The sequence below is a fragment of the Sphingorhabdus sp. genome (assembly GCF_044357595.1).
Lineage (GTDB): Bacteria > Pseudomonadota > Alphaproteobacteria > Sphingomonadales > Sphingomonadaceae > Sphingorhabdus_B.
Genome location: NZ_JBIKPH010000103.1, coordinates 1 through 8902, shown reverse-complemented (window position 1 = coordinate 8902; position 8902 = coordinate 1). Strand labels below are relative to the sequence as shown.

The following is an 8902-nucleotide window of genomic DNA, read 5'->3' as shown; positions in this document are numbered from 1 at the left end:
CTTGTACCCGCCCTTTTCCAGTCCGTTGAGCGGTGCGGGCTGACCTGGTTGGCGCAATTTGGTGTCGAGGAACTTTGCCCAATCATATGGCTGCACAGCATTCAATGTGCGGACAACTTCGTCAAAATCATAGGTCAGCACGCCCCAATCGGCGTCGCGCACGCCAAAAAAAGCCTTGGCAAAATCATCCAGAGATTTTTTGCCCTTGGACAATTGGCGAATGGTCATGTCGGCGTCGAGCCAGATAAGCGAGCTTTCGTTATAATAATCCTCGCCACGGGCTTGGCTGGCAAATGGTTTTGGTTTGCGTGCGCCAAAGATCGGATCATGCGTAGTGTCTTCAACCGATCGCCACGTCCGGCCCGGCTGCTCAGCGTAAAATCCGGCATATTTGGCCCACTCACCAAGAACCATTTCCTTGGACTGCAACCCTGAACGCGCGCCGAGGACCAAGTCCCAAAAACTCGTCTGCCCTTCATACACCCAAAGCAAATTGTCACGCATCGGCGTGGAATAATCGGGTGTCCACATCGTCGCAGGACGGCGGAACTTTCCATTCCAACTATGCGTGAATTCATGCGGCAAAAGACCGCGTTCCGACATATTGTCATCCCACTCCGTGAAATAATCGGTCTCGCGCGTATTTTCCGAACTGCGATGATGCTCAAGGCCGACGCCGCCAAGTTCCTCGGTCAGACCAAGCAGAAATTCATAACGGTCAAAATGCTTTGAACCGAATAAAATAATGGATTCATCGACCAAGGCACGGTGCGCGGCAATCTGCTCTGGCTTCGCTTCCAGATATTTCGCGTTATCCGCCCAGACATTAAGCGTAACATTATTCCCCAAGTCCCATTTCTTGTAATGCGGGCCAGCAAACATAGGGCTGTCCACCAATGTTTCAAAATCCGTGACGCCATACTCAATTCGGTTGCCGCTAATCTTGGCGCCATCAAGCGCGGCAACCCCGGTCCAGCCCTCTGGAAGCGTTATCGACGGCTTCACCTGAATGGCGCGGGTGAAATGCCCGGCGGGGTACACCGCGACCTGTTCCCACTGCACATTCATCATATTTGGCGTGACGTTAATGCGCCCTTCGCTTTCGCGCACTGGCGCGGTGAATTGGAATTCCACATCGACCGATGCTGCCCCTGCGGGCACATCTACATGAAAGGCGTAAACCTGCACGGGATCCCGGGTCCAACGTAAAGCATTACCACCAGCGCGGATCATTAGCCCGGTCATTTCTGCCAATGCTCCACGCGGACCGTGCTTACCTGGTAGCCATTGGGGATACAGCAAAATGAGCGGCTTGCCCTGTTCAACGGGAATTGTCTGGCGCACTTGGAAAATGGCGCGATCAATATCGGTCGCATCCACTTGTAAGGTCATAGCCGTCGTTAGGGGGCGGTCCTGCGGCTCGGGAATCACAGAGACAATCGGCACCGGTTGCGGCGCACTGTTTTGCGCATATGCTGCGGAAATGAGGCTGGAGGAAAGGGCGAATGCGGCAAGTGCGCGCGATAAAGTGCGTGGATTCATGTCCGCAACTTTGGCGAATGCGCTGCGCTGCGTCCAGCCCTATTCCACTAACAACAATTAGCCGCTAGGGCGCTTTATGATGGCAAAGATACAGACACCCCAAGCCGTGCGCGGCACGCAGGATATGTTCGGTGAAACCGAGGAACGCTTCGCGCATGTTGTTGCTACCTTTGAACGCGTGCGACGGCTTTATGGATTTAAGGGCCTTCAGTTGCCGGTTATTGAGCCGACAGCTGTGTTTTCACGCAGCCTTGGTGAGGCGACAGATGTCGTGTCGAAGGAAATGTACAGTTTCGAAGACCGCGGCGGCGATTCCATCACGCTGCGGCCCGAATTTACCGCTGGTATTGCACGCGCCTATCTGACCAATGGTTGGCAACAATTTGCACCGATGAAATTGTCAGTGCATGGACCATTGTTCCGCTATGAACGCCCACAAAAGGGCCGTTATCGGCAGTTTCACCAGATCGATGCCGAAATAATCGGCGCAGCAGAGCCCGCCGCTGACGTAGAATTGCTCGTTATGGCAGATCAGTTGCTCAAGGAATTGGGCATCAACGATGGCGTGACATTGCAGCTCAATACGCTTGGCGATACGCCAAGCCGCGATGCATGGCGTGCTGCCTTGGTTGGTTATTTCAATGACCATAAAAATGCATTGTCTGAAGACAGTCTCGCGCGGCTGGAGAAAAACCCACTGCGTATATTAGACAGCAAAGACCCCACGGACCGCCCCGTTGCTGACGCGGCGCCGGTGATCGACGACTATCTTTCGGGTGAAGCGCAGGATTTCTTCGGAGCAGTCACCGCTGGTCTTGATGCCGCTGGCGTTGCGTGGACGCGAAATGCTGCTTTGGTGCGCGGCCTCGATTATTACCGCCACACCGCGTTTGAATTTGTCACTGACCGGCTGGGTGCGCAAGGCACCGTGCTTGGTGGCGGGCGCTATGATGGCTTAATCGAGAATCTCGGAGGACCAGCAACGCCGGCAGTTGGCTGGGCCGCAGGGATCGAGCGGTTGGCGATGTTGGTTGAACAATTGCCCGTTCAGCAGCTTGAGGCCATGATCGTTTTGGAAAATGACGAAGGACTTGGTCAGGCCTTTGCTCTGCTGCGGCAGCTCCGCCAAGCAGGGATTTCCGCAGACATGATCGCAACGGGGTCACCCAAAAAACGATATGACAAAGCCGTTAAGCAAAACCCTGCGGCAATTTTGCGCGTGAACGAGCATGGCTATTACGGTTTTTCGGGTGAAGATACCAACAGCCCACTTATGAATTTTCTTAAGTCTCTTGCCCCTTGAAAATCTCCCCGCACCGTATTGCGCAAATTGAATCGCGCTTTTCCGAGCTTGAGGCGCGGATGGCTTCGGGGCAGCTTGAAGGCGATGGCTTTGTCGCTGCGTCCAAGGAGTATTCCGAACTTGAGCCTGTGGCCAAAGCGGCGGCAGAGGTCCGGCGGTTGCGCACAGAAATCGAAACGCTGGAGCATATGGCTAAGGATTCCTGCGACCCTGATTTGCATGAGATGGCGGTCGAGGAATTGGAAGATATTACCCGGCAGCTTTCGGACGCAGAAATGTCGCTCGCTATTTCGCTGCTGCCGCGCGATTCTGCGGATGACCGGCCAGCGATGTTGGAAATCCGTGCGGGCACGGGCGGTGATGAAGCGGCGTTGTTCGTGGGCGATCTGTACCGCATGTATGAACGCTATGCCGCCGGCCAAGGTTGGAAGATTGAACCGATTTCGGTCAGCTCCTCCGATGTTGGCGGGTTTAAGGAAGTCGTGGTTGCCATCAAGGGTATAGGCGTGTTTGCAAAGCTAAAATATGAAAGCGGCGTTCATCGCGTGCAGCGCGTGCCCGTGACCGAAAGCGGCGGGCGCATTCACACCAGCGCGGCCACTGTGGCGGTACTGCCCGAGCCAACTGAAGTTGATATCCAAATTGAAGCACGAGATCTTAAAATCGACGTTTACCGTGCGTCGGGTGCGGGCGGACAGCACGTCAACACTACGGACAGCGCCGTGCGCATTACCCACCTGCCGACCGGAATAGTCGTCACCTGTCAGGACGGGCGCAGCCAGCACAAGAACAAGGAGCAGGCAATGCAAGTGCTGCGCGCCCGAATGTACGAAAAAGAGCGTGAGGAGGCCCAAGGGGCCGAAGCAGAGGCCCGTAAGGCTATGGTTGGCTCAGGTGACCGTTCCGAACGTATCCGCACCTATAACTTCCCCCAAGGCCGTGTAACGGACCACCGGATTAACCTGACGCTGCATAAGCTGCCCGAGATTTTAGAGGGCAGCGGACTAAGCGAACTGGTCGCCGCATTGATTGCCGAGGATCAGGCCGAACGTATGGCGGGGTTAGGGGATTAAATTTCCAACCGGCCATGTTCCAGCTCTGGCAAAACATAACGCGCGAACATGTCGCACTCGTTGATGTGGGGATAGCCGGACAGAATGAACGCCTCAATACCGACGTCGCGATAGGCATTGATTTTGGCAAGCACTTGGTCTGGATCGCCGACGATTGCCGCGCCGCATCCTGAACGGGCACGGCCAATGCCTGTCCACAAATTATCCTCCAGATAGCCGTCATTCGCCGCCGCTTGTTCCCGCAATTCTGCCTGATGCGCGACACCGAAGGTTTGCGTATCGAGGGACTTGTTGCGAATAGCTTCGCCTTGCTGGGCATCAAGTTTCGACAGCAAGCGGTCAGCATAAGCGCGCGCTTCGGCCTCCGTCTCGCGGACGATAACATGCGCGCGGAAACCATATTTCAGCGCGCGGCCGAATTTGGCGGCGCGGGCGGTCATATCGTCGACCAAGTCCTTGGCGCCTTGAACCGTTTCGGGCCACATCAGGTAAACGTCGCAACCTTCTGCCGCCGCGTCCTTGGCCGCTGGCGACAATCCACCGAAATACAAAGGCGGGCATTTGCCACTGACGGTTTTTATGCGGGGCGGATCAAGGTCAATTTTGTAATGGTCGCCATCAATCGACAGATGTTCGCCATTTAGCAGCGCCTTTAGTATGTGCATTGCCTCGACCGTGCGGCGGTAGCGTGGCTCGGAATCCATTTTGTCGCCGGGCACGTCGGAGGAGATGATATTCACATTCAGCCGTCCACGCGAAATCTGGTCAAGTGTGGCAATTTGACGTGCGAGTTGAGGCGGCCAGCTCTCGCCAATGCGCACCGCCATGAGCAATTTGATCCGTGAGGTCAGCACCGCAATGGCGCTGGCAAAGGTGGTGGTATCAAGGCCAAGGGTATAGCCAGAGGGTAGCAATATATTGTCAAAGCCGCCCTTTTCGGCGGCAAGGACGATATTGCGGCAATGTTCCCAACTGGACGCCAGCATCGGGTCGGGGACGCCCAAAAATTCATAGTCATCATCGCACAACGCCGAAAACCAGCTAACTTCAACCGGCTTGCTCATGGCAGTGGCACTCCTCTTGCGGCAACCAACACGCTGTACCAATCAGCGCGGGTCCATTGGATTTTGAACGCGTCAGCAGCTTCGATTATGCGCGCAGGGTTTTGTGAGCCGACAATCGGAATTGGCCGTGCCGGGTGTGCCATGATCCAGCTATACGCCGCAGCAGTGCGCGATACATTATGCGCAGCAGCAACGCCCGAGAGCGCCGCAGCGACATTTTGCTCACGAACATTTTGCGGTTCACCAATTCTGCCTCCGCCCAGCGGCGACCACGCCATCACCGCAAGATCCATGGCTATGGCCTGATCCAGCTCACCATTTTCGATAGTGTCTATCCGCAAGGGTGAGAGTTCAGGTTGCGTTGAAACTATGGGCACTGCGCTAAACTGGGCAAGCGCGGTGATCTGCGCCTGTGTGAAGTTGGAAACGCCAAAGGCGCGAATTTTGCCTGCTTTGTACGCGTCTTCAATGGTGCGCGCGATTTCCTGCGGGTGGGTTAACACGTCTGGCCGGTGAATTTGCCACAAGTCGATGCGGTCTGTGCGTAGCCGAGACAGGCTGTCATCAATGGCTTTTGTCAGATACTCTGCACTGCTGTCATAGGGTGTTGGCGGGGTGATGCCCCCCTTGGTCGCCAGCACCATGCGGCCGCGATATGCGGGCGCATCGGCAAAGACTTGGCCTAGAAGCTCTTCAGCTTTCCCAAAGCCCTGCTCGCCAAAACCGTAAATTTCGGCGGTGTCGAACAGGGTAATGCCTGCCTCAAACGCAGCATCGATCGCGCCTCTCGCGGCGGATAGTTCAAGCCCGGCAAAGCGCCACATGCCCCATGCGAGGGAGGAAATTTCAATTCCGCTTTTGCCCAGTTTACGGGTGCGCGAAGGGGTGGGAAGCGTCATGTATTTTTGCTCTTTTTAAGTGAAGGAAAATAAGGCGGGGCGACCGATTCTCGGCTGATAAGCTCATGCGGCAAGCGGCGATGTTCAATGCCACCTTCGCCAAACAACAGGTCGGCGGCGGTCGATGCAAGCTCGCGAAAGGGTTGACGCACGGTGGTCAACGGCGGCCAAACAACGCAGGCGAGCGTGGTATCGTCAAAGCCTGCGACCGACAGTTGTTCCGGAATTTGAATTCCGCGCCGATGCGCGACTGCGAGAACGCCGGATGCCATATCGTCATTGGACGCAAAGATAGCCGTAGGCGGATACTTAAGCGACAGGAATTGCTCAGTTGCGGCAACACCGCTTTCGAAATCAAACAAGCCCTCGGCAATCAAAGCTGGATCGACCGAAATGCCAACGCGTCCAAGCGCACGTTGGTAGCCAGCTTGCCGTTCGGTGCTCGCCATATGGTTTGGGTGGCCCTTGATAAAGCCGATGCGTCGATGTCCAATGTTGATGAGCTTCGTTGTCATGTCATCGGCGGCCTGCATATCGTCCATGAAAACTGAACTGGTCAGCGCATGGTTGGTGCCGGGTGAGATGCGGACGAACGGAATGTTAAGTGCCTCAAGCGCGGTGAGCACAGGCACGCAATCGGTCACAGGGGAGGACAATATCGCCCCATCGACATGCGTTTGACGCACCATGCCTCGCACTTGCTCGCCGACATCGGGGTCGGCCACGTCCACTGGTTGCGCTATCAGGCGCATGCCCTCTTCATGGCAGCGGTCCCAGCACCCTTGCATGATCTGGTGCATATAATACGGGCTGTGATTGTCGTAGATCAAGGCGATCTGCCCGGACTTGGTGCCTGCAAGGATGCGTGCGGCGATGCTTGGGCTAAACCCAAGTTCCGACATTGCGGCATCGACCTTCGCTTTGGTTGTCGCGCTTACATAAGGATGATTGTTGAGCACGCGGCTGACGGTTTTTACCGCCACACCAGCAAGCTTTGCGACATCGCGAATGTTGGCGCGTGGGTTCATGCGCCAAACGCTGCACGGATGGATGCAAAGAGGTCTGCATGGGCACTGTCTTGGCGTGTGAACACGGGCGGCTGGCTATGCGGCGCAGCTATGTCGTGCGTGCCTTTGCCATATAATGCACCTGTCCATAGGTGCACCCAAGCGCCTTGGGGCAGTATCACGAGGCGGCTGTCATGCCCTTCTTCAACGACGGGCGCGACAATCATGTCTGCACCATAAAGATACTGGTCCTGAATGTCGTGATATTCGGGATCATCATAATGAAGGAATAATGGCCGTTGCAGGGGCAAGCCGGTGGCTACTGCTTTATCGCAAACTGCACGCACATAAGGCGCAAGCTGCGCATGCACTTGGCTCATCCGCGCAAAATGGGCTAGGATTTCGGGGCTGCTATCGATTTGCAGATTGTCCGAGGGACGATTGCCTTCATGGCTGCGCATGACCGGCGCGAATGCGGCCAGGTCAATCCAGCGGTGCATCAGTTCGGCTGTGCGGACGACGCCGTGTAAACTGGTGTAACCACCCAAATCGCTATGATGATAGGCATTGCCTACCAGACCTGACGACAAAGCAGCAGTTATCACGGTGTTAATGCCATCATGCCGCGTAAAATCAACGCATTGGTCGCCGGCCCATAACAAGGGGCAATGGGCTTGGACGCCGGAAAAGCCAGCCCGCATGAAGAAGGTGGCGTCACCGGTCTTGCCGCGCGACGCGATGGCGTCGGCATTGACCTTCGCCCATAATACAGGCCAGCGGTTATGCGCTTCCATTGGGTCCGAACCGTCGAACAATCGCACATCGGTGGGCAAATATTCGCCAAAATCGGCCATCCAGCCCGATAGTCCAAAGTCGAGCATTTCTTGCCCAATGATGCGGTCGGCAAACCAGCTGGCGGCGGCAGGATTGGTGAAATCGACCACGCCTGCGTCAAATTCGCCGAAATCCACGGCATAAGGTTTGTCGCTTTCCTGCCGCAATGCGAGATAATTGTGCGCTTGCGCCTCTTGGTAGACCGCGCCATCCACGGCCAAATAGGGATTAACATATCCCAAAAAGCGAATGCCACGCTCCGCCAGCGCGGCTATACGGGCTGGCAAATCTGGGTAGCGCGTTGCATTCCATTTCCAGTCCCAAAACAACCGCTTTCCAAAGCTGGTTTGCCGGATGCCGACCCAATCTTCGCACCACAAGCCCGTTATCGCTGCGCCAGAGGCGGCAATTTTCTCTAAACGGTCGAATGTGTCTGCCCCGTCTTTAAGGCCCACAATCGCGCCCGAAATCGCCCATTCGGGCAAAGGTGGCTGCCGACCAAAGCGATTGGACAATTTGGTGACCAGATTGGGCAACGATGGTGCCTCAAACAACTCTAGATCGATATTGGCGGACCAGCATTCGATGCCAACGCGACCCTTTTCGGTCAAATCCAGAACAGAGTATGCAGTCGTCTCTAAATGCACCGCATAACGCGCGGAGCTTAGCCAAGTCGGCTGTGGATAATTGGTCGTGCAATAATCACCGCCTGCTAAGCCATCCGCGTCCATGGTTTGCGTCAGCGCCGTAGATTTATCACGACCAACACCGGGCTCGGATGTCCAAAATGGAAAACGCCGACCGTTCAGTCGTAAATAAGACATTTGCTCCCCGCCGCCCCAAAAGGCTTCTGAAGTTGCGCACTGCATATCTATCCAAAGACGGTTTAAGGCGGGGTCACTGCAACGCAGTTCAAGCGCCGATTGCTGCGCACGCTGAGCCAGCTTGAGAGTAACCACCACATCAGGCCGTGCCGCATTCCAAAGCCGAATAGCGCCATCGGAGGCCGCAAAGCAATCCAAGGCCAAACGCATTTCAACCAGATCGTCGATACGAAAGTTACCACGAACCATTTCCAGATCAGGTACGCCGATCCCCAGCGTAATTGCAGGGGTATCATCGCGATGCGCCAACATGCTGACGTCATCGCGCAACAGGTCAAAGCCCCCTTGTTGCATGA

General features: G+C 55.8%; 7 protein-coding genes. 2 read left to right on the top strand and 5 right to left on the bottom strand.

The genetic code is table 11. The features are described from left to right. Positions 1–1542 (bottom strand): M61 family metallopeptidase (locus tag ACIQ2T_RS09995; protein ID WP_397590683.1); only part of this gene is annotated, 1542 nt, incomplete at its 3' end. 79 nt (positions 1543–1621) lie between these two features. Between ACIQ2T_RS09995 and hisS the strand changes: the two genes are divergently transcribed. Further along, positions 1622–2845 (top strand): histidine--tRNA ligase, encoded by a 1224-nt coding sequence (gene hisS / locus ACIQ2T_RS09990; RefSeq protein WP_397590684.1) that lies wholly within the window; start codon positions 1622–1624, stop codon positions 2843–2845. Continuing rightward, a complete protein-coding gene (prfA, locus tag ACIQ2T_RS09985; protein WP_397590682.1) occupies positions 2842–3918 on the top strand; it encodes a peptide chain release factor 1 in 1077 nt (358 codons plus the stop codon). The genes hisS and prfA overlap by 4 nt, the downstream gene beginning before the upstream one ends. Here the strand turns inward: prfA and ACIQ2T_RS09980 are convergent. The 4 genes from ACIQ2T_RS09980 to ACIQ2T_RS09965 are packed head-to-tail and all read right to left on the bottom strand — an operon-like array spanning position 3915 to position 8900. Then, a complete protein-coding gene (locus ACIQ2T_RS09980; RefSeq protein WP_397590681.1) occupies positions 3915–4982 on the bottom strand; it encodes an LLM class flavin-dependent oxidoreductase in 1068 nt (355 codons plus the stop codon). The two genes, prfA and ACIQ2T_RS09980, sit on opposite strands and share 4 nt — an antisense overlap. Next, a complete protein-coding gene (locus tag ACIQ2T_RS09975) occupies positions 4979–5881 on the bottom strand; it encodes an aldo/keto reductase family oxidoreductase (RefSeq protein WP_397590680.1) in 903 nt (300 codons plus the stop codon). Before ACIQ2T_RS09975 ends, ACIQ2T_RS09980 begins: the two co-directional genes overlap by 4 nt. After that, on the bottom strand, positions 5878–6909 hold the full coding sequence (locus ACIQ2T_RS09970; RefSeq protein ID WP_397590679.1) for a LacI family DNA-binding transcriptional regulator: 1032 nt from the start codon (positions 6907–6909) through the stop codon (positions 5878–5880). The genes ACIQ2T_RS09975 and ACIQ2T_RS09970 overlap by 4 nt, the downstream gene beginning before the upstream one ends. Next, positions 6906–8900 carry an alpha-glucosidase gene (locus ACIQ2T_RS09965; protein WP_397590678.1) on the bottom strand — a complete coding sequence of 665 codons (1995 nt, stop codon included), beginning with the start codon at positions 8898–8900 and terminating at the stop codon, positions 6906–6908. Before ACIQ2T_RS09965 ends, ACIQ2T_RS09970 begins: the two co-directional genes overlap by 4 nt. Positions 8901–8902 lie beyond the last annotated feature (2 nt).

Bases quoted from the DNA above. Each gene is read 5' to 3' on its own strand.
- hisS (WP_397590684.1), top strand. From the start codon at position 1,622: ATGGCAAAGATACAGACACCCCAAGCCGTGCGCGGCACGCAGGATATG.
- ACIQ2T_RS09980 (WP_397590681.1), bottom strand. From the start codon at position 4,982: ATGAGCAAGCCGGTTGAAGTTAGCTGGTTTTCGGCGTTGTGCGATGAT.
- ACIQ2T_RS09975 (WP_397590680.1), bottom strand. From the start codon at position 5,881: ATGACGCTTCCCACCCCTTCGCGCACCCGTAAACTGGGCAAAAGCGGA.
- ACIQ2T_RS09970 (WP_397590679.1), bottom strand. From the start codon at position 6,909: ATGAACCCACGCGCCAACATTCGCGATGTCGCAAAGCTTGCTGGTGTG.
- ACIQ2T_RS09965 (WP_397590678.1), bottom strand. From the start codon at position 8,900: ATGCAACAAGGGGGCTTTGACCTGTTGCGCGATGACGTCAGCATGTTG.